The organism is Laceyella tengchongensis, assembly GCF_900182735.1.
In the GTDB taxonomy this organism is placed as follows: Bacteria; Bacillota; Bacilli; order Thermoactinomycetales; family Thermoactinomycetaceae; genus Laceyella; species Laceyella tengchongensis.
The window spans coordinates 1-23,028 of record NZ_FXTU01000009.1 but is presented as its reverse complement, the minus strand read 5'-3'; the positions used below and the strand labels follow the sequence as shown (position 1 = coordinate 23,028).

Annotated in this window: 21 protein-coding genes, 1 rRNA gene and 1 other RNA gene; 18 read left to right on the top strand and 5 right to left on the bottom strand. The window is 49.5% G+C overall.

Annotation, left to right across the window (positions count from 1 at the left end):
• Nucleotides 1-65: 65 nt before the first annotated feature.
• The 5 genes from QQZ12_RS14775 to QQZ12_RS14755 all read left to right on the top strand — a co-directional run bounded on the left by QQZ12_RS14775 (nucleotide 66) and on the right by QQZ12_RS14755 (nucleotide 4,537).
• The gene (locus QQZ12_RS14775) at nucleotides 66-971 is read left to right on the top strand and encodes a glycerophosphodiester phosphodiesterase (RefSeq protein WP_102991211.1); all 906 of its coding nucleotides are present in this window, start codon (nucleotides 66-68) and stop codon (nucleotides 969-971) included.
• Between the two features lie 243 nt (nucleotides 972-1,214).
• Nucleotides 1,215-1,682 carry a MarR family winged helix-turn-helix transcriptional regulator gene (locus QQZ12_RS14770; RefSeq protein ID WP_189318939.1) on the top strand — a complete coding sequence of 156 codons (468 nt, stop codon included), beginning with the start codon at nucleotides 1,215-1,217 and terminating at the stop codon, nucleotides 1,680-1,682.
• On the top strand, nucleotides 1,679-2,308 hold the full coding sequence (locus tag QQZ12_RS14765; RefSeq protein ID WP_102991213.1) for an efflux RND transporter periplasmic adaptor subunit: 630 nt from the start codon (nucleotides 1,679-1,681) through the stop codon (nucleotides 2,306-2,308). Before QQZ12_RS14770 ends, QQZ12_RS14765 begins: the two co-directional genes overlap by 4 nt.
• 49 nt (nucleotides 2,309-2,357) lie before the next feature.
• Nucleotides 2,358-2,969 carry a biotin/lipoyl-containing protein gene (locus tag QQZ12_RS14760; RefSeq protein WP_284724595.1) on the top strand — a complete coding sequence of 204 codons (612 nt, stop codon included), beginning with the start codon at nucleotides 2,358-2,360 and terminating at the stop codon, nucleotides 2,967-2,969.
• 32 nt (nucleotides 2,970-3,001) lie between these two features.
• Entirely contained in the window at nucleotides 3,002-4,537 is a 1,536-nt protein-coding gene (locus QQZ12_RS14755) for a DHA2 family efflux MFS transporter permease subunit (protein ID WP_102991215.1), read from the top strand.
• A 204-nt stretch (nucleotides 4,538-4,741) separates the two neighbouring features.
• On the opposite strand, the gene QQZ12_RS14750 is transcribed toward QQZ12_RS14755, so the two are convergent.
• Both QQZ12_RS14750 and QQZ12_RS14745 read right to left on the bottom strand, forming a co-directional pair.
• Entirely contained in the window at nucleotides 4,742-6,733 is a 1,992-nt protein-coding gene (locus QQZ12_RS14750; protein ID WP_189318940.1) for a sensor histidine kinase, read from the bottom strand.
• A gap of 47 nt (nucleotides 6,734-6,780) precedes the next feature.
• The gene (locus QQZ12_RS14745) at nucleotides 6,781-7,485 is read right to left on the bottom strand and encodes a response regulator transcription factor (protein WP_102991217.1); all 705 of its coding nucleotides are present in this window, start codon (nucleotides 7,483-7,485) and stop codon (nucleotides 6,781-6,783) included.
• 265 nt (nucleotides 7,486-7,750) lie between these two features.
• Between QQZ12_RS14745 and QQZ12_RS14740 the strand changes: the two genes are divergently transcribed.
• A complete protein-coding gene (locus tag QQZ12_RS14740) occupies nucleotides 7,751-9,613 on the top strand; it encodes a clostripain-related cysteine peptidase (protein WP_102991218.1) in 1,863 nt (620 codons plus the stop codon).
• Nucleotides 9,614-10,427: 814 nt separating this feature from the next.
• On the opposite strand, the gene thrB is transcribed toward QQZ12_RS14740, so the two are convergent.
• Together thrB and thrC are read right to left on the bottom strand one after the other, a co-directional pair.
• Nucleotides 10,428-11,348 (bottom strand): homoserine kinase, encoded by a 921-nt coding sequence (thrB, locus tag QQZ12_RS14735; RefSeq protein WP_284724594.1) that lies wholly within the window; start codon nucleotides 11,346-11,348, stop codon nucleotides 10,428-10,430.
• Nucleotides 11,345-12,412, bottom strand: coding sequence for a threonine synthase (thrC, locus tag QQZ12_RS14730; RefSeq protein ID WP_102991220.1), 1,068 nt, complete (start codon nucleotides 12,410-12,412; stop codon nucleotides 11,345-11,347). Before thrC ends, thrB begins: the two co-directional genes overlap by 4 nt.
• 498 nt (nucleotides 12,413-12,910) lie before the next feature.
• Here thrC and QQZ12_RS14725 point away from each other — a divergent pair, with 498 nt between their 5' ends.
• Nucleotides 12,911-13,585 carry an HD domain-containing protein gene (locus tag QQZ12_RS14725; protein WP_102991221.1) on the top strand — a complete coding sequence of 225 codons (675 nt, stop codon included), beginning with the start codon at nucleotides 12,911-12,913 and terminating at the stop codon, nucleotides 13,583-13,585.
• An 11-nt stretch (nucleotides 13,586-13,596) separates the two neighbouring features.
• Nucleotides 13,597-14,286: a hypothetical protein gene (locus QQZ12_RS14720; protein WP_102991222.1), complete on the top strand. Its 690-nt coding sequence runs from the start codon at nucleotides 13,597-13,599 to the stop codon at nucleotides 14,284-14,286.
• A gap of 21 nt (nucleotides 14,287-14,307) precedes the next feature.
• Here QQZ12_RS14720 and QQZ12_RS14715 read toward each other — a convergent pair whose 3' ends face one another.
• On the bottom strand, nucleotides 14,308-14,442 hold the full coding sequence (locus QQZ12_RS14715; RefSeq protein WP_262983045.1) for a hypothetical protein: 135 nt from the start codon (nucleotides 14,440-14,442) through the stop codon (nucleotides 14,308-14,310).
• 269 nt (nucleotides 14,443-14,711) lie between these two features.
• Here QQZ12_RS14715 and QQZ12_RS14710 point away from each other — a divergent pair, with 269 nt between their 5' ends.
• The 10 genes from QQZ12_RS14710 to QQZ12_RS14665 form a co-directional block, all read left to right on the top strand.
• On the top strand, nucleotides 14,712-16,019 hold the full coding sequence (locus tag QQZ12_RS14710) for an ArsB/NhaD family transporter (protein WP_102991223.1): 1,308 nt from the start codon (nucleotides 14,712-14,714) through the stop codon (nucleotides 16,017-16,019).
• Nucleotides 16,020-16,148: 129 nt separating this feature from the next.
• Nucleotides 16,149-16,436, top strand: coding sequence for a hypothetical protein (locus tag QQZ12_RS14705; protein ID WP_154986875.1), 288 nt, complete (start codon nucleotides 16,149-16,151; stop codon nucleotides 16,434-16,436).
• Between the two features lie 182 nt (nucleotides 16,437-16,618).
• Nucleotides 16,619-16,885: signal recognition particle sRNA large type (gene ffs, locus QQZ12_RS14700), an RNA gene on the top strand.
• Between the two features lie 395 nt (nucleotides 16,886-17,280).
• Nucleotides 17,281-18,414, top strand: coding sequence for a two-component system sensor histidine kinase NtrB (locus tag QQZ12_RS14695; RefSeq protein ID WP_284724593.1), 1,134 nt, complete (start codon nucleotides 17,281-17,283; stop codon nucleotides 18,412-18,414).
• 207 nt (nucleotides 18,415-18,621) lie between these two features.
• A complete protein-coding gene (gene dnaX, locus QQZ12_RS14690) occupies nucleotides 18,622-20,316 on the top strand; it encodes a DNA polymerase III subunit gamma/tau (RefSeq protein ID WP_284724592.1) in 1,695 nt (564 codons plus the stop codon).
• 22 nt (nucleotides 20,317-20,338) lie between these two features.
• Complete coding sequence (locus QQZ12_RS14685; RefSeq protein ID WP_102993726.1) at nucleotides 20,339-20,653, top strand: YbaB/EbfC family nucleoid-associated protein; 315 nt, start codon at nucleotides 20,339-20,341, stop codon at nucleotides 20,651-20,653.
• A 22-nt stretch (nucleotides 20,654-20,675) separates the two neighbouring features.
• Nucleotides 20,676-21,272: a recombination mediator RecR gene (gene recR / locus QQZ12_RS14680; protein ID WP_022735706.1), complete on the top strand. Its 597-nt coding sequence runs from the start codon at nucleotides 20,676-20,678 to the stop codon at nucleotides 21,270-21,272.
• Between the two features lie 98 nt (nucleotides 21,273-21,370).
• Nucleotides 21,371-22,351 carry a CPBP family intramembrane glutamic endopeptidase gene (locus QQZ12_RS14675; RefSeq protein ID WP_284724617.1) on the top strand — a complete coding sequence of 327 codons (981 nt, stop codon included), beginning with the start codon at nucleotides 21,371-21,373 and terminating at the stop codon, nucleotides 22,349-22,351.
• A gap of 54 nt (nucleotides 22,352-22,405) precedes the next feature.
• Nucleotides 22,406-22,678: a pro-sigmaK processing inhibitor BofA family protein gene (locus QQZ12_RS14670; protein WP_102991228.1), complete on the top strand. Its 273-nt coding sequence runs from the start codon at nucleotides 22,406-22,408 to the stop codon at nucleotides 22,676-22,678.
• A gap of 179 nt (nucleotides 22,679-22,857) precedes the next feature.
• Nucleotides 22,858-23,028: ribosomal RNA gene (locus tag QQZ12_RS14665) — 16S ribosomal RNA — on the top strand; the annotation flags it as partial.

The window sequence follows — 23,028 nt, the reverse complement described above, 5'->3', positions numbered from 1 at the left end:
ATGCAAGCCAGGATGATGGACAATGGGAAGAGAGAACGGGAGTTTTCCCGGGATGCGAAAAGGAGATGAGCAAAGTGAAACGGTGGCTGAAATGCGGTGTCATTGTAGTGTTGACGGTGGGCCTGATCGGCGCACTCCCCTTGGAGGGGCAAGCCGGGACAAAGAAGCCCAATCTCTCGGCCTCAATCTTAAACATTGCACATCGGGGAGCGTCTGGGTATGCTCCGGAACATACGATTCCCGCATATGCCTTAGGCCAGAAAATGAAAGGCGATTATATTGAAATCGACTTGCAGATGACCAAGGACGGCCATCTCATTGCGATGCATGATGAAACGGTGGACCGCACTACCAACGGCACCGGCCGGGTCAAGGATATGACGCTGGCGGAAATTAAAAAGCTTGATGCGGGATCTTGGTTTAATGAAAAATACCCCGCCTTGGCTAATCCCGCTTATGTTGGATTGAAAGTGCCTACTTTGGAGGAAGTGATTCATCGGTTTGGCCGCAACGCACGGTATTATATTGAAACAAAAGCGCCGGAAGTATATCCAGGAATGGAAGAGGAGTTGCTCCGTGTGCTCAAGCGGACAGGACTAATAAACGGGCGCGGGCGTACGAACAAGGTGATCATCCAGTCGTTTAGTCAGGAAAGCCTGTTGAAAGTGCATCAGCTCAATTCGCGAATTCCGCTGGTTCAATTGCTCTGGTACGAAACGGCGGGCATGGCGCAAATCACGGATGAAGAGATTAAAAACATCAAACGGTACGCGGTAGGCGTGGGGCCAAACTACGACAAAATTGACCAAGCCTACGTAAGCAAGGTGCGGCAGGCCGGTTTGGAAATCCATCCATATACAGTAAATGAACCTTCGGAAATGAAGAAGTTGATCCGCTGGGGCGTCACGGGCATGTTCACCAACTATCCAGACCGCCTACATCGGGTGTTACGCGAAGTGCAGAAAGACTAAAAGTCCAATAAAGCCTCTTTCCCTTTGTAATTGGCAGAACAAAGCCGTCGATGCCTCTTGGCTAAAATCGGCTTCCGGGCACTAACCGCCGTTATGGCGGTTTTTTTGATGCAGGGTTCATTCCCAAATGTAAAAATTTGTTCGCATTTTATTCTTGAAATCAGCAATAACATATTTTAGTATATAAATCATTCGTGAGACGAAGTATTAATAAGCCTAATGATATTTAGAGGGTGGAAACCGATGGACGATGGGAAGATCGGGGAGCACCTGCTAAGACTGGTGCAACTGTATCGAGATGGCCTTTATCTTTATCATCAGACATTGCAATGCCAATATAAAGAGATGGGCCTCACCATGTTGCAAGCGAAGATCATTCATCTGTTGAAGCGGGATGGTCCCCAGCCGTTGGGCCAAGTGAGTCGAAGGTTGGATATGCCCAACAGCTCACTTAGCGAAATTGTTGACCGGTTGGAGGATAGGGGGTTGTTGTGCCGCGAACGGGATCAAAAAGACCGGCGGGTGGTACGGGTTCATTTGAGCCCGGCATGCCTAAAGCGCTTAGAAGCGCTGGAGGAAAGGGAGGTTCAAATGTTGCGTCAGATGTGGCCTCATGCGGAGTTGGATGATATCCTCCTGTTGACTGAGAAGTTGAGCCGGTTTGTGAAGATACTAAGCAAAACCATAGACAAGGGAGTAACAGTGAGATGAAACGCCTGACTATCCATTTGGTTATATGGGCTTTTGTGCTTGCGGCGTTTGGCGGCGGGGGGTATTACTTTCAACAGCAAGCGCGGTATGTGATTACCGATCATGCGCAAGTGTGGGCGGATACCGTTCCTGTGGTGCCGCCGGCGGTTGGTAAGCTGACGGAGTGGACGGTTCACACTGGGGACCGGGTGGAGCGCGGCGCCCAACTGGGCATGCAAGAAGCGACCCAACCGGGCGTTGCTGCCACCCCTATCACCTCACCCATTTCTGGTGTGGTGCTGCTGACGCACGCCGTGCCGGGGCAAGTGGTGCCAGCTGGCCGTCCCCTCGCAGTGGTGGCAGATTTGTCCCAAACCCATGTGTTGGCCTATGTGGATGAAAGAGATGTGACTGACATCCGCCTAGGGCAATCCGTGGAGATCAAATTAGCCTCTGATAGAGGACGTACAATGACCGGCCGCGTCGCAGAAATCGGCAAAAAGGCTGGCGACGATTCGGCCAGCAGATCAGAGCGAGCCGATGGAAAAACCGTTCAATACGTGCCGGTTAAAATCACGGTGGGTCAAGCCGTGGCAATGAAATTGATCCCAGGTGTGAATGCCAGCATCAAGCTGGAGCGCTCTTAAATATTACAAACGGAAGGTGAACAGTTTGAAAACCGGGAGATTATTATTGTTGAATGCCGTAATCTTCATTGTGATCGTGGCATTGGGCATTGGCGGATACAACTATTATTATAATGCCACCCATTTCATTGACACTGAAGACGCTCGGGTAGCGGGGGATATCGTGTCGGTAGCGGCTCCGACCAGTGGCGTACTTGCGAATTGGAAAGGGAAAGAAGGAGAGCAAGTTACGAAAGGGCAAGTGCTAGGCAATGTAATGGTAGGGAATCGGGCGACGGAGATTGTTTCTCCGATTGCAGGCACGATTGTGCAAAGTAAAGGGGTTGATGGACAAATGGTAGCCCCGGGTCAAGTGATGGCCCAAGTGGTTGATTTAGGTCAGCTTTATATTCAAGCCAATATTGAAGAAACAGAGATCAATGATATACAGATTGGGCAAGAAGTAGATATTGTGGTCGATGCAGAAAAGGAAACGGAGATCGATGGGAAAATCGTGCAAATTGGGAAAGCGACCAATTCACTGTTTTCTTTGATGCCGCAACAATCGGCCAGCGGTGACTACACCAAAGTGGTGCAGCGGATTCCGGTGAAGATCGAGATGGAGCGGTACCCGGATTCGTTGGTTCCAGGCCTGAGTGCGACGATTCGCATTCATAAGTGATACGGTCAGGCGGTGCAGAAAGGAGGGAAACGATGGAAGACAAAAGCAAATCTGGTATTGCCCAACATATTCCCTTGTTGTCGGTGCTGATGTTGGGAATGTTTTTGGCGGTGTTGAACCAAACCCTGCTCAATGTGGCGATTCCGCATTTGATTAATGAGTTTCATGTGGAAGCGACGACAGCGCAATGGTTGTTAACCGGATATATGTTGGTCAACGGGATTTTGGTTCCCTTGTCCGCGTATTTGATTGAGCGTTTTGGGGTTCGTGTCCTGTTTTTGGCAGCCATGGTGTTTTTCACTGGAGGTGCGCTGTTGTGCGGGATTGCCCCCAACTTTTCGACCATGTTGCTAGGGCGTTTGATCCAGGCTGTGGGCGGTGGGATTTTGATGCCGCTGGTCATGGTGATCATCTTGTCTGTCTTTCCTCCCGAAGCGCGGGGGAAAGGCATGGGGATTTTCGGTCTGGGGATGATGTTCGCCCCCGCGGTGGGCCCCACTCTGTCAGGTTGGGTGATTGAACACTACAGTTGGCGCATTTTGTTTAATGGCATGGTGCCTTTGGGGACGCTGGTGATTGTGTTGGCGGCCTTCATGTTGCGTGATCCCCGCAAGCGGGAAAAACCGCGTTTCGATTTGTGGGGGACGCTTACCTCTTCACTCGGATTTGGTTTGTTGCTGTATGGGTTGAGCGAAGCCGGTTCCAAGGATTGGGATCATCCGCTGGTGGTGGGATCGCTGGCGGTGGGGGCTTTTTCGATCTTTTTGTTTGTGGTGTTTCAGTTGAAATCCTCGACACCTATGCTTGACTTTCGCGTATTCACATACGATATGTTCACGTTGTCTACGGTGATCAGTGTGATTGTGACGATCGCGATGTTCGCAGGGATGTTTTTGTTGCCGATCTATCTCCAGAATCTACGCGGCTTCACACCGCTGGAATCCGGCCTGCTCATGTTGCCGGGGGCGATCATCATGGGCGTCATGTCCCCCATCTCCGGTTCGATGTTTGATAAGATTGGGCCGCGGCCCCTGGCGGTGGTGGGATTGCTCATCACCACAGTCACCACCTATGAATTTACCCATTTGACGTTGCAGACGAGTTATACCTTTATCTTGATTCTCAACATGGTGCGTTCGTTTGGGATGTCATTGTTAATGATGACGATCATGACTGCCGGATTGAATCAGTTGCCGCAACAGTTGAACAGTCATGGAACGGCGATGTCCAATACATTTCGGCAAATTGCTGGGTCGATGGGAATCAGTGTGATGACTACCATTTTCACGATGCGTACCAATTTCCACTTGGGCAAGTTGGGCGAGCAAATGAATGGGATGGACCCGGCGTTCAGTCAGGCTTTTTACGACAAAGCGAGTGAAGTGGCTAGTGCGACGGGATTGCCGATCGCTAAAGCTCAGGAAACGGTCACCTCGCTTTTGGTCGGGCAAGCCAACCAGATGGCGGCTGTCATGGGAATCAACGACGCTTTTTGGTGGGCAGCTGGATTTGCCCTGGTTGGGATGATTTTGAGCTTTTTCATGAGGGACGTGCGGAAAGATCAGTAGTCACATAGGAGGAAGTTGAGGGGTGGACAAAAAGAGAAAGACCGCATTTACAAAATGCGGTCTCAGTAAGAGAGGCTGACTGAGGTGTCTGGGTGAATCTGTTCTAGACAAACGAATTTTATATAAAACTTGTTACAAATGTTATACAAAAGCTTATAAAAATGTGCATAAATCAAGAAACTCCCCCGTTTATTGGATGGAAGCTTACGTGTTGCAATCCTCGTCATTTGCCGGTTCCAACGGAAAGATGAGTCGGATCACGGTGCCCTCCCCCACGCGGCTTTCCGCTTTCACGTGGCCGCCCATAGCTTCCACCATGTTTTTGACCAATGCTAGGCCTAGTCCGGCCCCTTGTGAGTGGCGCCCGGATTTCCCCCGGTAATACCGCTCAAAGATGTAAGGGAGATCTTCCTTGGGGATGCCGCTTCCTGTATCGATCACTTCAATTGTCAATTCGGAGCCGTTTGTCTGGCAGGACAGCATGATCATCGCCCCTTCTGGGGTGTGGCGCAAAGCGTTGCGTAACAGGTTTTGCAGAATTTGTTCCAGAATCTTGGCATCGGCTTGGATCGGCGGAAGATTTGGTCCCAGATCCAATTCCATAGCGATTTTCTTTTTTTGCCAAGCGATGCGGGAGAATCCGGCGTGCAATTGCTTTAACAGTGGAGGAATCTCGCATGTTTGGATCTCCAACGTCGATTCCAGTGATTGTTTGTCATCTTGAATCGCAGCAGAAAATAGTTCATCGATTAATTGTTTTAGGCGGATGGTTTCCCGTTTTAACAGGGCGATGTCCACCGGTTCATTCCCTTCTGGTTGCTGATCAAGCAGCTCCAAGTAACCGAGCAGGATTGCAATGGGATTCCGCAATTCATGGGAAACATCGGCTACAAATTCCCGTTTCCCCATCAATAGACTTTCCACTTGCCGTTTTTCTTTTGCCAAATGGTTCGTTGTTTCTTCCAGACTGGCGGCCACTTGATTAAGTTGCTGGCTTAACACGCCTAACTCATCTTGTTGCTGGTCTTTGATCCGGGCCGATAACTTGCCAGTAGACCAAGCGTGTGCCGCCAACGCAACCTCGCCGATGCGGAGTGTAAGCGGTTTGGCACGTAGATAGGCGAAGGGCAGCGCAAGCAGAAAAGCGACGCCGATCGTCAGCAGGATCAATGGAATGGAGAGCAATAAAAAGAGGGACATGACCAATACTACCGTGTCCACATAAAAGAAATCATCAAACTTAATGATTTGGCACACCACGCCGACGACGGTTCCTTTATCGCCGCGCACGGGTGCTCCGGTCATATGTATGCTTCCGCTTTTGATGGGAATGCTGTCCATCTTCCCTTTGCGCACAATTTGCTTCACAAATTTCTTTTCTTCATCGGAAACAGGCGGAATGGCCGGCTCTTTGGATGGCTTGTGGTGGCAGTTTGAGGCCAATAATCGGCCTTGCCTGTCGTAAATTCGCCAGTGCCGTTCCAGTTTGTACGTGGTGTACTTGAAGATCACCTGATCCCAAGCGGTTTCTGGAACGTGTTCGATCCACTCGGGAAGCTGGGCGACTAAGCGGGTTGAACTCATCATGGGTGCTGCCATGACCGCCATTTTTTCCGTTTCTTGCTCGCCGCGGACCACTTGTGGAATGAAAAAAGAAAGGATGTAGAACAGAACCACGCAGATCAACAGGATGACCAGAAACAAGAATAACGAGATGTGAGACAATGTCATCTGTCTGACTAAGCGGTTGGAAGCCCATTGCCACAGCCGATTGAGCAATAGGAATAAGAGACGAAATGTGAGAAACATGGAAAATGCTAAAAACAACACAAATAGGATATCTTCAAGCGGCTCCTGTTGTTGGTACAGTAACTCGGAATATTGCCGGTAGATGGAGGAGCGGGCCAACAGATGTTCCATGATCCATTCGGTGACGATGACCATCCCCAAGTAGGGCAAGAGGAAGTTCAACCATCTCCGCGCGCCGTTCATCCCTCCGCCCCCGCTCTGCAGGCGGTAAGCAGGCCACAAGCTCATCCATAATTCAGGTATGAACGTCAGTACATAGACAATTGCCAACTCGTTTAGCGTATCGATATTCCATATGATTAAAATGAGATATAGCAAAATAAAAGGACAAAAAGCTTCGGACAGCGCGCGCCTGACCGTGGCTGTTTTAAATCCTCTCGGCTGCAAAGGGTTCCCTCCCTTCGGGCTGTTTGCGTCTCTGGTCATCACTTAGATCAAGAATCGGTTTTTTCGGCGACGAATTTATACCCGGTTCCCCATACAGTCTGTAATGAAGCGGAGTGAGGTTTCAATTTGCTCCGCAAACGAGAAATGTGCGTGTCGACGGTGCGGTCAAATCCCTCATATGTAATGTCCCACACTTTCTCCAACAAGTACTTGCGGCTGAACACACGTCCCGGATGCTTGAGGAAAAGGTAGAGGAGCTCGTATTCTTTAGGAGTGAGGTCAAGCAGACGTTGATCGATGGACACTTCTCTTTTTTCCGGATCAAGTTGGATGAACCCATAGTCCAATTTCTGTAGTGTGTGGATGGGAGAGGTTCCCGGTTGGTGCATCATGGCCATCCGCCGCAACAAAGACCGCACCCTCGCCCGCAATTCCCCCATGCTAAATGGTTTTGTCATATAATCATCCGCTCCGACATCAAGCCCCCAAATTCGCTCCATCTCATGCCCTCGCGCTGTGAGCATGATCACGGGAACGACCGAAGACTCACGCATTTTCCGGCAGAGCTCCACTCCTTCCATATCAGGAAGGTTCCAATCCAAAATCACTAAATCAGGTTGTTTCTTCTGCCACAATTCCATTCCCGCTTGACCATCGGAGGCAATGAGGGTGTCATGCATATCCAGATGCAAATGCCGGGCGATCAGATGGGACAAATCGCTTTCGTCTTCCACAATCAATATGGTCGCCATTTGTTTCCACCTCCTGTAAACCGTGATTGGTCAATTAATTTCAGAAAATTGGACAAAGGGGATTGCCGAGTCATTGAAGGTTGTTTCTTTCCTCATGGTACCGGAGCAGAATCGGATATTCAATCATTAATGGTATGTTTCCCTTTTTATGAAACAGTTTCTATAATCATTAGAAAAAGTTTTGTAATAAGTAATGAATACAATGGGTTGGTAACGCAAGGAGGGCAAACAGCCCGCATTTAGATAGATATGGGAGGGAAGCCTAGTGCGGTTTATAGGCTGGGCGTTGAGCTTGATCTTGATTTCAACCGCGTTATCGCCCGTGCCGCAACAAGTGGATGCGGCGGGAAAGGATGACTACACTCTGATGGTGTACATGGTGGGGTCTGACTTGGAAAGTGGCAGCGGTTTTGCGAGCAAAGATCTGCGGGAAATGATGAAAGTTGGATCGACGCAAAAAACCAACGTGATCGTAGAAACCGGAGGTTCCAACCAATGGAGCGAAAAGGGGATCAGCAATAAATACAATCAACGCTGGCTAGTCAATAAAGGGAAACTTAAGCTTTTAAAGAAATTGGAGAATCGGGACATGGGGAAATCGAGCACATTGAGCGATTTTATCACATGGACCGTAAATAATTATCCATCCAAAAAGTACGCCATCGTTTTCTGGAACCACGGTTCAGGAGCGGTGCAGGGATATGGCGCGGATGAATTGCACAATTACAACGCGCTGAGGCTGAACGAATTGCGACAGGCATTTGAGACCGCCCGCAAAAAAACAAACGTCCAATTCGACCTGATCGGATTTGATGCCTGCCTGATGGCCAGTTTGGAAATCGGCCAATTGCTGCAACCGTATGGAAAATATTTGGTTGCTTCTGAAGAGTTGGAACCGGGCCACGGTTGGAACTATACTCCCATTGTAAATGCCATTGCGAAAAATGGCGCCATCACTGGGGACCGATTGGGGAAAGTGATCTTGGATGGCTTTAAAAAGCAGTCGCAAGCAGAAGAGACGGCGGAAGATATCACTTTGTCAGTGGTGGATTTGGCCAAGCTAAACCCGGTGGTCACTGTGTTCAGAGACTTGGTAAAAGCGATGAGCGCAGATGTAGGGAAAGTGGAGCAAGTGAAATGGATCGCAAAGCAACGTTACATTACAGAGGACTATGGGGATATGGGAGGAGAGGGCAGTTCTGATATGGCCGACCTAGCCGATCTGGCGGCCAATTTGTCGGCACGGTATCCGAAACAATCGGCTGCAGTGGCCAAGGCCATCAAGAATGCGGTGAAGCATAACCTCAATAGTCCAGGCAATGCCAAAGCCCAAGGCATTTCCATCTATTTTCCGGCCAAAGACAAGAAAAATTTTAAACGCAATCTGAATATTTATGACAGATACGATATCAATCCCACTTATGAGACGTTCTTAGGCTCTTACATCAACCACTTGTTGAAAAAGAAAAGTGGCATTAAATTCAACAACGCCACCCCGCGGGCTAAGAAAGAGGTTGCTCCGGCCGGGTATGGGTCCACAGTGGAAGTAAAAGTGAACCAAGAGCAAGCCACTTCAATTGTTGATGTGCGGGGTGTGCTGAGCCAAGCGGTGTCAGGTGCAAAAGACAAAGTGCGCCTTTTGGGGATACAGGGAGACCATGTTGGGTTGGATGCGAAATCAGGAACCATCCGTGGCCGCTGGGCAAATGCTTGGCCCACGCTGGGCGGGGAGTATGTGCCCATGAAAGAGTTGAATAAACAAGGAAACTATGTCACTTATGCGATTCCCGCCAAATTGAACGATAAGGATATGGAGCTGATCGTTCTGTTTAACCAATCGGGCCAATCATATGAAGTGTTGGGCGGATGGCACGGCATTGATGCGGAAACAGGCGTGGCCGACCGCAATTTGACCCCCATCCAACCAGGAGACAAGTTGACTCTCATGTATCCAGAATATGATAAGCAGACATCCCAAACCAAAATGGTGGCAGGCAAAACATTTGTTGTACCGCAAGGTTTGCAGGTGGAGACCAAGCCGTTGGCCAAAGGGAAATACGCCTACGGGTTTTATCTTACTGATTACACGCAACAATCGGTTTTGTCTGATCTGACGCCAATCAAATAAATGAGCGATTGAGATAAGCTCCCTGATGACCCAGGGAGCTTTATTTTATGGCTAACAAGCGATCAATCGCGTTTAATGTTTTTTGCTCAACTGGGTAAGTGGCCCAATCGGCTTACCGTTGAGCAATCGGTCGTGGAGATCATGTTTCTGCTACATCTGAAAGGTCCATTTGTCCCTCACGCATGGCGCGTTGCCCTATCTATCCCTTGCCACTTAGGGGATGAAACCGGGTGTTGTCTCAATTTCTACCGACCAAAATATGGATGGATATTCCCTATTTAATTTACCTAATTAAGGTAGTAATGTGTTATTTTCGGTCTCTTTCATCCTCATTTGCTCGTTTTTCAGGGTTAATAAGTGCAATACAACATCAAATGACAATCATACAAATATACATATTATTTTGTTGTTTTATCAAATAATATAACCTTAATATTTTAAGTAGGCAGTTTTGTTATCATAATGGGGAGATGAAGTTGAAGACGAACCCATCGTGAGTGATCTAAAGTGGGAATCATTCTTAATCTATATGGTTTTTAGAGGAAGGGTTCAGATGGGTTGCTTTCAGGTGGTGAGTTCATCACGGGGTGGGTATTCAGCAGAAGATTGATGTGTGATTAAAAATAAATTTCATTATATAATAGTATATTTTATCCAGGTGTTTTGTTGAAGTGATGGAAGTTCATTTCTTAAAGGGTGTATTTTTCCTTATTAAAGCTAGATGCTGAAAAAGCCACGGATTTTAAATATCCGTGGCATCATGATGCAGATATGTTGTAGTGAGGCCTTTTTGGTCGGCAACGCCGCTATGTGGTTAAAAAGGTGCCTGATCAAGTTGCCGAGCCTGGGCACCGGCAAGGCACGGGGACAGTTCGACGAGGTCGATTGCAATGCCCAGTTTTTCATATAAGCGCCGGAAGTAGGATGCTGCTTGTTGGACGTTTTCGCAGGCGGCCAAGAGTGTTGGCCCGGCACCGCTCAAGGCCACGCCATACGCCCCGTGATGCCGTGCTTCTGCAATCGCTTCTTGCAATCCAGGCACGAGCGGAAGCCGATAAGGCTGATGAAACAGATCATCCATGGCTACGGAAAGGAATTCCCACCGTTTTTGCAACAAGGCGGCCACCAGTAGATTGGCCCGGCTACTTGACAGGATGGCATCTTCTTTGGAATAGGACTTAGGCAACACACGGCGAGCCTGTTCGGTGAAGAGCATTTGTTGCGGGATGACGGCTAAAAACGGCAACTCAGGGGGAGGGCAAGGGAGGATGTGAGCCTGTTCTTCGTCCCAGGTGCCGACCACCATTCCACCGTAAAGGGAGGCTCCCACATTGTCGGGATGCCCTTCCCATCGGGTGGCGCGTTGTAACAACTCCTGTTTGGACCACTTTTCACCTAACATCCGGTTGGCGGCCAGGTATGCGCCGACGATGGCTGCCGCGCTACTGCCGAGCCCCCGTGCCAAAGGGATTTCATTTTCGATCTCCAATGTGAAGGGGGGAAGTGTTGCCTGGGCTTCCGCAAATGCCTGTTTCATCACGTTGATGATCAGGTTGTTCTCATCCAGGGGAATATCCTTTCCTGCTCCGGAGACGACACGAATGTGTAAGTGGGTGGCAGGCGAAAAACGCAAACGCAGATAACGATTAAACGCCAACCCGACTGAGTCGAACCCGGGGCCTAGATTAGCGGTGCTACAAGGAACAGATACTTCAAAAGGGGCAAACGACATCATCGCGTAAGACCCCTCTCCGTGACGACATGCTGAAGAATCGCTTCTTTGCTACAGGGGATGACTTCCGGTTTGACATCGAGTGATTCCAAGGCGGTGGTAGGATCTTTTAAGCCATTTCCGGTCAAGACGCACACAACGGTAGAACCGGCGGGCAAGCGACCTTGACGGTGCTGTTTGATCACCCCGGCAACGGAGGCGGCGGAAGCCGGTTCGCAAAAAACTCCTTCCATGCGGGCGATCATGCGGTAGGCGGACAAGATCTCCTCATCTGTCACACTGTCGATCAAGCCTTTGGACTCTGTCGCGGCGGCCACGGCTGTTTGCCAGCTGGCGGGATTGCCGATGCGGATGGCGGTAGCGATGGTTTCTGGCTCTTCAATCGGCTCTCCGCGCACGATCGCAGCTGAACCTTCGGCTTCGAAGCCCCACATACAAGGCAGATGTTGGATGCGATGCGCTTGGGCGTATTCGCTAAAGCCTTTCCAGTATGCGGTAATGTTGCCGGCGTTGCCAACCGGGATGGCCAAGATGTCCGGGGCTTGTCCCAGTTGGTCGCACACTTCAAACGCGGCTGTTTTTTGCCCTTCGATTCGATAAGGGTTGATGGAATTCACCAAGGTGATGGGATATTCATCAGTAATTTCGCGTACCAGCGCCAACGCCTGATCAAAATTCCCCTCCATCGCCAACACTTTGGCTCCGTACATAACTGCCTGGGAGAGTTTTCCCAGGGCGATATGTCGATGGGGAACCACAACGTAACAGTCAAGCCCCAATTTGGCGGCGTAGGCGGCGGCCGAAGCGGATGTGTTGCCGGTAGAGGCGCACATGACTGCCTGGCTCCCCGCTTCCTTGGCCTTGGCGATGGCTAGAACCATGCCGCGGTCTTTAAACGAACCGGTGGGGTTGGCCCCTTCAAATTTGAGGTACAGTTGAACACCGAGCTCCTGGGAGAGTCGGGCCGCGTGATAAAGCGGGGTTTCCCCTTCATATAAAGTCAAAGCGGGCGTCTGCTCTGTGATTGGCAAAAACGGACGGTATTTTTCCAAGATTCCTTGTCTCATTGCATCGATCCCCTTTTTAGATTGTGGTCTGGTTGACATGGGCGATGTGACAATGTTCTCCTCAAAAATACATATGTTCATTCATTGCGAACATTTTACCTTTGCTGGAATACTTCTTCAAGATGTTTTTTGATAAAGATTTGTTGTGTTGTTGTTGCGTTTGGGGACATGACGCAAATAAGCGAGGAAGAGGTGCAACCTAGGTCAGTTAAAAGGAGTCATATGAGGAAAGGGATAAACATCTGTTGGTGATTGGAAGTATGCGAAATAGAAATGGAATAAGACGTAGTGAACGAAAAGGCAGAATTAGGCTTTTTACTGGGAAAATAGGGATGGTTTAGTGAGTGATTCCACATTAGGGTGTAAACTGGGCACAATATATTGTGGATAATGTGGATAAGTATGTGGATATGTTGATTGAGCTGGGGATAAAGTTATGTTGTTTGTGTATGAATTAATTCTTTCAGGATCAAAACCTTCGGCTGGGAGGCAGGGGACATGGAGTCGGAAGCAATCATTGAAAAAACGGTTGACTATGTGAAGGAAACACTGCTGCAACAAGAGGGAAGCCATGATTGGTTTCACATTGAACGGGTGTGGAAAAACGCTATCCAGTTGGGAAGGGCGGAACAGGCGGACATGTTGGTGGTTCAGTTGGCGGCACTGTTGCATGATATTGCTGACCATAAGTTTCACGGCGGAGATGAAACAGTGGGGCCCCGTATGGCTGAAGAATGGCTGGCTGGATTGGGTGTGAATGAGGAAGTGGTAAGGCACGTTTCGCAGATCATTGCCGATCTCTCGTTTAAAGGTGCTCATGTTCAAACGGCGATGAAAACGAAAGAGGGCATGGTTGTCCAAGACGCGGATCGGCTAGATGCGATCGGGGCTATTGGGATCGCCCGCGCCTTCGCTTATGGGGGGTACAAGGGACAACCCCTATATGATCCGGTGATCCAGCCGACACTCCATGCCTCGTTTGCGGAATACAAACAGGCTCAAAGCACGTCGGTCAATCATTTTTATGAGAAACTCCTGCTGTTGAAAGACCGGATGAATACAGAAGCGGGAAGGAAGTTGGCTGAGGAGCGCCATGCGTTTATGGAACGGTTTTTGGAAGAATTGCAACGGGAATGCGGGGTGTCTTTTATTCAACCGAAGAGCGAAGGATAGGGCTTGGTTTGATGAAACGGGCCGCACGTTCGGCCGAGCGGGAGGGGATCACCGTGAAAAAAGCGGTTTTGTTTTGGAGTGTAGGCATTTGCGCTGTCGGGCTGTTGCTGTGGTGGGGGAATGAAGCATCGCGCCCCTCGAAGAGAGGAATCACCATCATGGCGGAACCGATTGTGGCGCAAACTCTGAAACAGATGACTCAGGATGCTGCCCTGATCGTGGTGGCGGTGCATCAAGGCGAGGTGGAGCAGCCATCGACTGGTTCTTCTATGGAGACCAAAGTATTTTCTTTTGCGGTACGGGATACATTGAAGGGAGATGCGCCGGATAACATTCATGTGCGCGTGCCTTATCGCCATGTCGAAACATTGAGCGTGGATGGGGAAAAAGTGGAGGTGGCGCTGAAAAGGCCGAAGTACATCGCACCCAAGACTGGCGAATCGATGGTATTGTTTTTGTCCCAGCGCGATACTGACGGAACTTACCTACCGGCTTTTCAACCATTCTTGATTGCACGGGATGGGCAGGGAGCGGCAAAGCTCATGATCGGCAAAAACAACCAGTCCGCTGTGGAGCTTTCAGACGGCACCCGTGTGACGTTAAAAGAAGAGGTGCAGATCAAGGATGAGATAACGGGCCGATCCTTTGCAGAAGTGGTCGAGGAGATTGAACAGATGACAAAAAAACAGCCTGGTTCATAAAAACCAAGCCGCTTTTTGCCCTTAATCATCAAATTCTACTTCGAGTTCGAGGCCGTCTTCATTCAGTTCCAACTCAACTTCGATACCGCCGATTTCAATTTCCAACTCGTTCTCATCCACTTCAATATCAACATCGAACGGTTCAAATAAGCTCATCTTGTCGGCTCCTTCATCCTTGGAATTTGATACACTTCTATTATAGGCGATCAGTAGGATGAGAGAAGAGGAGAATATTTAAAAATAAGCGAAAAGAAGCGGGCGGCCTATAAATTCATCTTTAACTGGCATTACGCTACCAGTGAACGGTTGTAATTTACGGCGTTAGGCTATCTTAGTATAATAGGAAAAGAAATGAAACCATACTAATAGGGAGCCCTTCGGCCTGGGCTCCCTATTAGTATGAACAAGAGGGGGAGAGAAACGATATGAGCCCAACGGTGATAGCGGTTACGGTCTTTTTAATTGTTTATGCCTTCATTATCACTGAAAAATTGAATCGGGCTGTTGTGGCCTTGCTTGGTGCTTCTGCCGTCATTGTGTTGGGAATTTTGGACACGGAAAAAGCGTTTCACGAGTACATCGATTGGGAGACGATTATTCTTTTGATCGGGATGATGATCCTAGTGGGGATTATCAATAAAACGGGGATATTCCAATATCTCGCCGTGAAAACCGCTAAGCTGTCTGGAGGCAATCCGGTTCGCATCCTGGTCATGTTGTCGGCACTTACGGCGCTATTGTCAGCCTTTTTGGATAATGTAACCACCGTGCTGTTGATTGTTCCGGTGACGTTCTCCATCACCCGCATGCTGAAAGTGGATGCGATTCCCTTTTTGATCATGGAAGCGGTTGCGTCCAATATCGGGGGCACCGCCACGTTGATCGGCGACCCGCCCAACATCATTATCGGCTCTGCCAACAAGCATCTGACCTTCAATGACTTTCTGTTGAATTTGGCGCCGGTCGTGATTGTGATCATGGCAGTCGTGCTGTTTCTGGTGTACCTGATTTATCGTCGCCGGATGAAGGTGGATCAAGCGATGGTGAATGAGCTGATGAAATTGGATGAGAAGGCCTACATTACGGATCAGAAGTTGTTGACCAAATCCCTAATCGTGCTGGGCTTGACCATTCTGGGGTTTGTGCTTCACTCGGTAATTCACATCGAGGCGGCCGTGGTGGCCATGACTGGCGCCACGCTATTGTTGCTGATCAGTGTGAAAGATGAAGATGTGGAAAAGGTGTTTGAATACGTGGAATGGCCCACTATCTTCTTCTTCGCTGGATTATTTGTGCTGGTGGGAAGCTTGCAAGAAGTGGGCGTGATCAAGTTATTGGCTTCCGAACTCTTGCGAGTGACTGGCGGAGATGTGTCGGTAGCCTCGGTGTTAATCTTATGGGTGTCGGGAATCGCTTCTGCCTTTATCGACAACATTCCTTTTGTGGCGACGATGATTCCGCTCATTCAAGATATGATTGCTGGTCTTGGATTTGCTATCGACGGGCCGCAAGCTGACGCCTTGTGGTGGTCCTTGTCCCTAGGTGCCTGCCTTGGTGGGAACGGAACGATTATCGGCGCTTCCGCCAACGTGGTGGTGGCTGGTCTTGCCGCTAGGGAAAAACAGGGCTTCAGCTTCTGGCAGTTTTTGAAAATGGGTATGCCTATCATGTTGCTTTCCTTGGCCATTTCGCATCTGTATATCTATTTGCGTTACCTAATCCATTTCCAGTAAGCAAAAACCGGTTCCAATTCGTGCGCAAGCAGAATATCCCGTACTTGGGCAAGTTGTGGTAAAATGCACGAATACAGGAAAATTCGGCGCCGGCACAGTCCTCCGGTGGCCCAAGGGAGGATATGAACAATGGAAGAGCGCAAAGCGCGCGTTCGGGAACAGGCCAAGCAGTACCATGCTCAATTTAAAGGGCGACTCGATATGGAAGAGTATGCGGGAAATACGCAAGCTCGCTGCGAGTTTTGCGATAAAAATGTAAAGCCGTGGGAGATCCGGATTGTGGCCGCGTCAGAAAAAGAACGTTGGGCATGCCAGCCGTGCGTCGACCGAGAGGGTCTCACCCTTTCCAACAGCGATCAAGCGATCCAGTTTGAGGCGATCCGGTTGGCCACCAAGTGGATTAGCATCCGGGGTTAAAAAAGGTTTTTTCGCCGCTTCTACCCACCAACTTGATACATCAGAACGTTCTAATATTAATTGCAAAGAAAAACAGGACAAATCAGCTTGATTCTATATACTTAGATTATATATTCATCGTATTTCAGTAAAATATATCCACCCGTTGCGATGGCAGGGCTCCTTGTGTTATGATAGAAACACCGCGCTAGATGGGGAGCTGGCGGTGCCCTGTAACCCGTAATCCGCCTTAACGGGGTTGAATTCCTATCTGAGGCGCATCTTGTGCGAGGTCTGGTCTGGATGATCAGTGTTGATAATTGGGTCCTACGCAACGAGGCCTTCCGAACCGTGTCAGGTCCTGACGGAAGCAGCACTAAGGGAGAATCCTCGTGTGCCGTAGGGGTGCCTGGTTTGAGCTGATGATCCAGTGCCCGCTCGGGCTAGGTGCGTCAAGGATAGGTGCGCGGCTACATAAGATGACGACAAGTCCAAGTTCCATTTTGGAGCTTGGGCTTTTTTGCGCTTTCCAACCCTTTCCTCGGCAAAAAGCAAAAAAGACTGATTTTTTTGAAGGAAGAAAGTGGAAAATGGCGAATTAAAAAATATCACAATTTAGACAAAAAAGTTCCAACATAAAAAGTGTCAGCCAAATGGAGGTGACTCGTGCCGATCGGGGCTCGTCCTGTTTTTCTGATTTTCATGGAGAGCGGGGAACCTTCCCTTGTCGGAACGTTGCGCATCCGTTGGGATAGGCGGCGACCATGCTGAGTAGTTGGTCCGAGGCGAAATCTTTCGAGAGAACCGTGTTCACGTAGGAAGAAGTTCAAGAGAAGAAGGGAAGCGACGATGTGGCGGTGCGATTATGATTAATATGAACATGAAATCCTTAACAGACCATGCTGATCCATCTTGCCAGTACCTTACTTTTTATCCGATGATAACGGTTGAGCGCATGGCCGCCCAGATGATGGCGAACATTCATCTTGGGGTGATTGTGCTAGATGAATGCAGCCAAGTGTTGGAACTCAATCCTGCGGCCGCCAAGCTGTTGAGATTGGATCGGGCGCGGGTGGTTTATCGATCATTTGAGGAATTGGTTGCCCAGTTGGGCTTGCAGGCGCAAGAAAAGGAGCAATTGACTTCATTCGTGTACTCAGCCTGGGACGGACAGGAGATGGACTGGGTGTGGCATGATGAAGGGGAGGAGCGGTACTTCACGTTGCGCATGCAAGCGCTCAAAAATTATGAGCAACGGTTGGCGGGCTATATGCTGGTGATCGAAGATATTACCGCACTCCGTTTGTTGGAATTGCAAGTTCGGCGCAACAGCCGTTTGGCCACCATTGGCCAAATCGCGGCCGGTACGGCCCACGAGATCCGCAATCCTTTGACCGCCATTAAAGGATTCCTGCAAGTGATCCGGCATAAGTTAAAAGATAGCGGCCAAGGCAAAGAATGCGGCTATATTGATATAATGTTGAAAGAGATCGGGCGGATCAGCAATCTCGTCGGTGAGATCCTGCTCTTGAGCAAACCCCGCCAAACTGATTTGCGGGCTGTGAATGTGATCAAAGTTTTGAGGGAGATATTGCCCATCATTAAAAATGAGGCCTTATTGCATAATATAGATGTTTCTTTTGAAAAAAGCGTCTCCGCCCTTCCTGTCGTCATTGCTGACGGAGAGATGCTAAAGCAGGTTTTCCTTAATTTGAGCAAAAACGCCATCGAAGCGATGAAACGGGGTGGAAAGCTAAGCATCCGTTTGGCCACGATGGCGGAGGAACGGCAGTTGCAGGTGGAGATCATCGATTCGGGATCGGGGATTCCCGAAGAGGTGCAAGAGAAGATATTTGAGCCTTTTTTTACCACGAAAGAGAATGGCACGGGATTGGGGCTACCCATTTGTAGGCAAATCCTGATGGAGTTGGGTGGGACGATCGAGCCAGATTCAAGCGAGACAGGCACGACGATGCGCGTTTATTTGCCTCTGGCTTGACCTATGGCTCTGTCAGAAGCGCAACTAATGTTGGTGAGCTGGTGACCCCTTCCTTTTCCACTGCTTCGTTGATCAACTGAACCCACTTGACGGTGGGTTTTTGTTTTTCCGAAGACCCGTTGTCTTTTGGAAAAAAGAGAATCGGTGTAGTATGATAAAAAGGATCATCAGATTTTGCCCCACATGGGGAAGGCTGGAGTGTTGGGTGTGTCCTATCGGGCATTATATCGGGTATGGAGATCGCAACGTTTTGAAGACTTGGTTGGGCAAGAACATGTGACAAAAACGCTGAAAAACGCTTTGAAGGAGCAGCATCTTTCGCATGCTTACCTCTTCAATGGCCCACGGGGGACGGGGAAGACCAGTGCCGCTAGGATCTTGGCTAAAGCGGTTAACTGTGTGCACGGCCCGGCACCTGAACCGTGCAATGAGTGCGAGGCGTGCAAGCGGATCACCGAGGGCGCGATGATGGACGTGGTGGAGATTGACGCCGCTTCCAACCGTGGAGTAGAAGAAATCCGCGAATTGCGGGATAAAGTGAAATATGCCCCAACGGAAGTTCGTTACAAGGTGTACATCATCGACGAGGTTCATATGTTGACGACAGAGGCGTTCAACGCCCTGTTGAAGACATTGGAAGAACCTCCAGCGCACGTCATTTTCATTTTAGCCACGACGGAACCGCACAAACTCCCTCCGACGATCATATCCCGTTGCCAGCGTTTCTCTTTCCGCCGCATTTCTTTTGAGCTGATTGTCGCCCATATGAAAGTAATCTGCGAGTCGATGGGAGTATCCTATGACGACACAGCCCTGTACGCAGTGGCGCGTGCGGCGGACGGCGGCATGCGCGATGCCTTGAGCTTATTGGATCAGGCCCTGGCTTTTGCCGAAGACCGGCTGGACGAACAAGCTGTCTTGGCTGTGACCGGAGCGGTATCCAAAGAAATCATGTTGCGCATGCTTCAAGCAGTTGTAGACGGCTCCGTTTCTGAAGCGCTGAAGGCGTTGGATGAAGCCGTCACGGGCGGGATGGAGCCGGAGAAGCTGATTCAGGATTTCATTCAGGCCGTTCGGGATGTCATGCTGTTTAAAACGGCACCACAGTTGGATGTTGTCAAATCAAGCCTGGGATACAGTGATTTGCTTCCTCGCTTGGGCCAACAGTTGTCCATAGACCGTTTGACGCAGATGTTGGATTTGTTGCTCCATTACCAGCAGCAGATGAAATGGGTCGCCCATCCCCGGGTTGTGCTGGAAATGGCGATGCTTCGCCTCAGCGATACAGGCGGGCAGGAGCAGAAACCGGCTGCTTCGGCTCCACTAGCCCAATTGGAAGAGCGGATTCGTGAGTTGGAGCAAGCCTTGCGCACGTTGCAGACGGCTCCCCCCGCACCCGTTGAACGGGCAACGCCAGCTCCGGCAGCACATCCGAAACCGGCTGCCGCGGTCAAAAGCCAACCGCGGTTGACCTCTCTGACCGAACAGTGGCTCACTTTGCTGTCCGCTGAGAAACTGAAAGAAATCAAGCGCGCTTGGCCGGAAGTTTTGTACCGGGTCAAAGAAGAGAAGATCATGGTGCACGCCTGGCTGGTTGACGGCGAAGTAGTGGGGGCGACAAAAGACACGGTTGTGTTGGCTTTCCGTAGCAAGATCCATTGCGAGACGGTGGAAAACAAGCACAAAGATTTGATTCAGCAGGTAATGGCGCAAGTGTTGGGAGCGCCGATGCGGTTAAAAACCATCATGATGCCGGAATGGCAGGAATTTGTGGCGCGCCATGGCAAACAACGGGAAACGCAACCGAATGAACCCGCGGAATCTGGCGGAGATGATGATATTATTAAGAAGGCCATCGACTTGTTTGGTGAGCGATTGGTAAAGGTGATTGACCAAAACTAGTGTGGGAGGAACAGTCCTTATGATGCGAAACAACATGAATCAAATGATGAAACAAGTAAAAAAAATGCAACAGGAAATGGCCAAAGCGCAACAGGAACTGGAGCATAAAGAAGTTACCGGCACTGCAGGCGGCGGTGTGGTCAAAGTGACCATGAACGGGCACAAACAGTTGCGGGGGATTGAAATCGCGCCGGAAGTGGTTGATCCCGATGACGTGGAAATGTTGCAAGATCTCATTACGGCCGCTTTTAATGATGCGATGAAGCAAGCCGACGAGTTGTTGGCGAAAGACCTGGGTAAGTTTACTGGTGGAATGAACATTCCCGGACTGTTTTAGTAAAAGCTAGGGGTGGCGAACGTTGTATGTGCCTGAACCGATATCAAAACTGATCGAAGGATTCATGCGGTTGCCGGGGATTGGTCCCAAAACGGCGCAAAGATTGGCGTTTTACGTATTGACGATGGAAGAGGACGATGTGCTGGATTTGGCCAAAGCCTTGGTTCGGGCCAAACGCGATCTGCATACTTGTTCGGTATGCGGAAATATTACTGATCATGACCCATGCTATATATGTTCGGATAAACAGCGGGATCGGTCGGTCATTTGCGTGGTTCAGGACACCAAAGATTTGATGGCGATGGAACGCACGCGTGAGTTCAACGGGATGTACCATGTGTTGCATGGAGCGATTTCCCCAATTGAGGGAATCGGGCCCGAAGAATTGAAAATTCCTGAGTTGTTGAAGCGCTTGGAAGATGACAACGTGCAGGAATTGATCTTGGCGACCAACCCCAATATCGAGGGGGAAGCCACGGCTATGTACTTATCGCGACTGATTAAGCCGTTTGGTTTGAAAGTGACGCGAATCGCGCATGGGTTGCCGGTTGGCGGCGATTTGGAGTATGCAGATGAAGTGACTCTGACTAAAGCTTTGGAAGGACGGCGTGAGGTTTAATCTGACAAGCCGGTGCATATAGTAGAGCGACACTCTTTTTCAAAAAAAGGGGGTCGCTCTTATTTTGTTAAAAAGCGGGTGAATAGTGATTGAGTGAGATGATAAGACCGGGTTGGAGGCGATTAAACCTACTTCGTCAAGGAGCGGCCTGGCTGTTATGCGCTGCGTTTTTTCTCATGGTTCCTCTTGAATTTTCACTGCTGGATTGGCAGCAGACTCCGCACGGTACATGGCTGATCGCACCGGTGGAGAAGCTTTCCGCTGGGCAGATGGCAGTGCTTGCGGTGTGGGGGATCATTTTGATGGCTGGGAGCATTGTGTTTGTGTTATGCGGCTGTTTGCTCCGTTTTTCCCAGGAGCGGATGTTGTTGGGATCGGAGCTTGAAGTGAGGGATATTGTTTATTTCACGGCGTGGGTTCAAACCTTTCAGCTCGCCTTGCCCCTGTTGCTTACTTTGTTGCCCGAACAGGGAGAGACGGAAGCTTTGTCATTGTTGGCGCCATATTTTCCATTCATGTGGATATGTTTGGTATCAATATTTTTATTACAGGGTAAATGGCGACAGATCGATTGTGTCTCCGTGGATGCCGCCTTTTGGGTAAAGGTTCCGTTGGTCATTGTCGGATTGTATCTGTTTTTTGTGTTGGTGGTTGACCGCCATTTGACAGAATGGTTTGCTGATCTCTGCTCATTGGAACTGTCCTCGTGGCGTGAAGAGAGCATCAGCCGTGGCATAGAACAGGCGGGTCAATCTCATCCCGTCTTACTGCTTTTGCAGTGGATAACGATCGGGTTTATCGGGCCGATCGCGGAGGAAATCCTGTTTCGCGGGTATTTGCAGGGATGGCTGACCAAACATGTCGGTGCAGTTGCGGGAGTGGGGGCGTCGGCGATGTTGTTTGCACTGTTCCACATTGATGTACCACTATTTCCGGCGTTGTTTTTGTTGGGTGTGGTCATGGGTTGGCTCAGAGTGTGGACAAAAACCTTGTGGGCGCCGATCATGTTTCACTGCCTCAACAATGCTGTTGCAACCTGGGTTGATATATCAGGTAGCATAAGCTGGGGATATTTTTGAAGATTGGGGCATAGATTGGAATTGTAGCTTGTCCATTTAAAAGGAGGGAAGAGAATGATGGAAATCAAGTGGTGGGTATTTGCGTTGGTTGGGGCCGTGGTGGTGTTCATGGTGATTAACCGGTCGGTCACTCAGCCTTTGTATTGGATATGGCAGGGCTTTTTATATTCTGCCATTGGGGGATTGGTGTTGTTTTTAATCAATTTGGCTGGGCAGTACGTTCATTTCCACATTCCTATTAATCCGGTGACGGCCATTGTGGCGGGAATGTTAGGAGCGCCAGGGGTTTTGTATTTGGTGGCGGTTAAATTGATTTTTGTAGCTTAAATAAAAATGAAAAAAAGTGTTGACTCATATTTGAAATGATGTTAGTATCGTATTTGTCGCCACGAACGGCGGCACAACAATGAAAGTAGCGTTCCTTGAAAACTAAAGAGTGACAACGTGACCTGTCAATTCATTGAGCATAGACTCAAACCTCAGTTTCGCACTTCGGTGTGAAACCTTTAACGGAGAGTTTGATCCTGGCTCAGGATGAACGCTGGCGGCATGCCTAATACATGCAAGTCGTGCGGGGGTCTTCGGACCCTAGCGGCGAACGGGTGAGTAACACGTGGGCAACCTGCCTGTAAGACTGGGATAACTCCGGGAAACCGGTGCTAATACCAGATAATCTC

Excerpts from the sequence above, each read along its gene's own strand:
- QQZ12_RS14775 (WP_102991211.1), top strand. The coding sequence starts at position 66 with ATGAGCAAAGTGAAACGGTGGCTGAAATGCGGTGTCATTGTAGTGTTG.
- QQZ12_RS14770 (WP_189318939.1), top strand. The coding sequence starts at position 1,215 with ATGGACGATGGGAAGATCGGGGAGCACCTGCTAAGACTGGTGCAACTG.
- QQZ12_RS14765 (WP_102991213.1), top strand. The coding sequence starts at position 1,679 with ATGAAACGCCTGACTATCCATTTGGTTATATGGGCTTTTGTGCTTGCG.
- QQZ12_RS14755 (WP_102991215.1), top strand. The coding sequence starts at position 3,002 with ATGGAAGACAAAAGCAAATCTGGTATTGCCCAACATATTCCCTTGTTG.
- QQZ12_RS14745 (WP_102991217.1), bottom strand. The coding sequence starts at position 7,485 with ATGGCGACCATATTGATTGTGGAAGACGAAAGCGATTTGTCCCATCTG.
- thrB (WP_284724594.1), bottom strand. The coding sequence starts at position 11,348 with ATGATGTCGTTTGCCCCTTTTGAAGTATCTGTTCCTTGTAGCACCGCT.
- thrC (WP_102991220.1), bottom strand. The coding sequence starts at position 12,412 with ATGAGACAAGGAATCTTGGAAAAATACCGTCCGTTTTTGCCAATCACA.
- QQZ12_RS14725 (WP_102991221.1), top strand. The coding sequence starts at position 12,911 with ATGGAGTCGGAAGCAATCATTGAAAAAACGGTTGACTATGTGAAGGAA.
- QQZ12_RS14720 (WP_102991222.1), top strand. The coding sequence starts at position 13,597 with ATGAAACGGGCCGCACGTTCGGCCGAGCGGGAGGGGATCACCGTGAAA.
- QQZ12_RS14715 (WP_262983045.1), bottom strand. The coding sequence starts at position 14,442 with ATGAGCTTATTTGAACCGTTCGATGTTGATATTGAAGTGGATGAGAAC.
- QQZ12_RS14710 (WP_102991223.1), top strand. The coding sequence starts at position 14,712 with ATGAGCCCAACGGTGATAGCGGTTACGGTCTTTTTAATTGTTTATGCC.
- QQZ12_RS14705 (WP_154986875.1), top strand. The coding sequence starts at position 16,149 with ATGGAAGAGCGCAAAGCGCGCGTTCGGGAACAGGCCAAGCAGTACCAT.
- QQZ12_RS14695 (WP_284724593.1), top strand. The coding sequence starts at position 17,281 with ATGATTAATATGAACATGAAATCCTTAACAGACCATGCTGATCCATCT.
- QQZ12_RS14685 (WP_102993726.1), top strand. The coding sequence starts at position 20,339 with ATGCGAAACAACATGAATCAAATGATGAAACAAGTAAAAAAAATGCAA.
- QQZ12_RS14675 (WP_284724617.1), top strand. The coding sequence starts at position 21,371 with ATGATAAGACCGGGTTGGAGGCGATTAAACCTACTTCGTCAAGGAGCG.
- QQZ12_RS14670 (WP_102991228.1), top strand. The coding sequence starts at position 22,406 with ATGATGGAAATCAAGTGGTGGGTATTTGCGTTGGTTGGGGCCGTGGTG.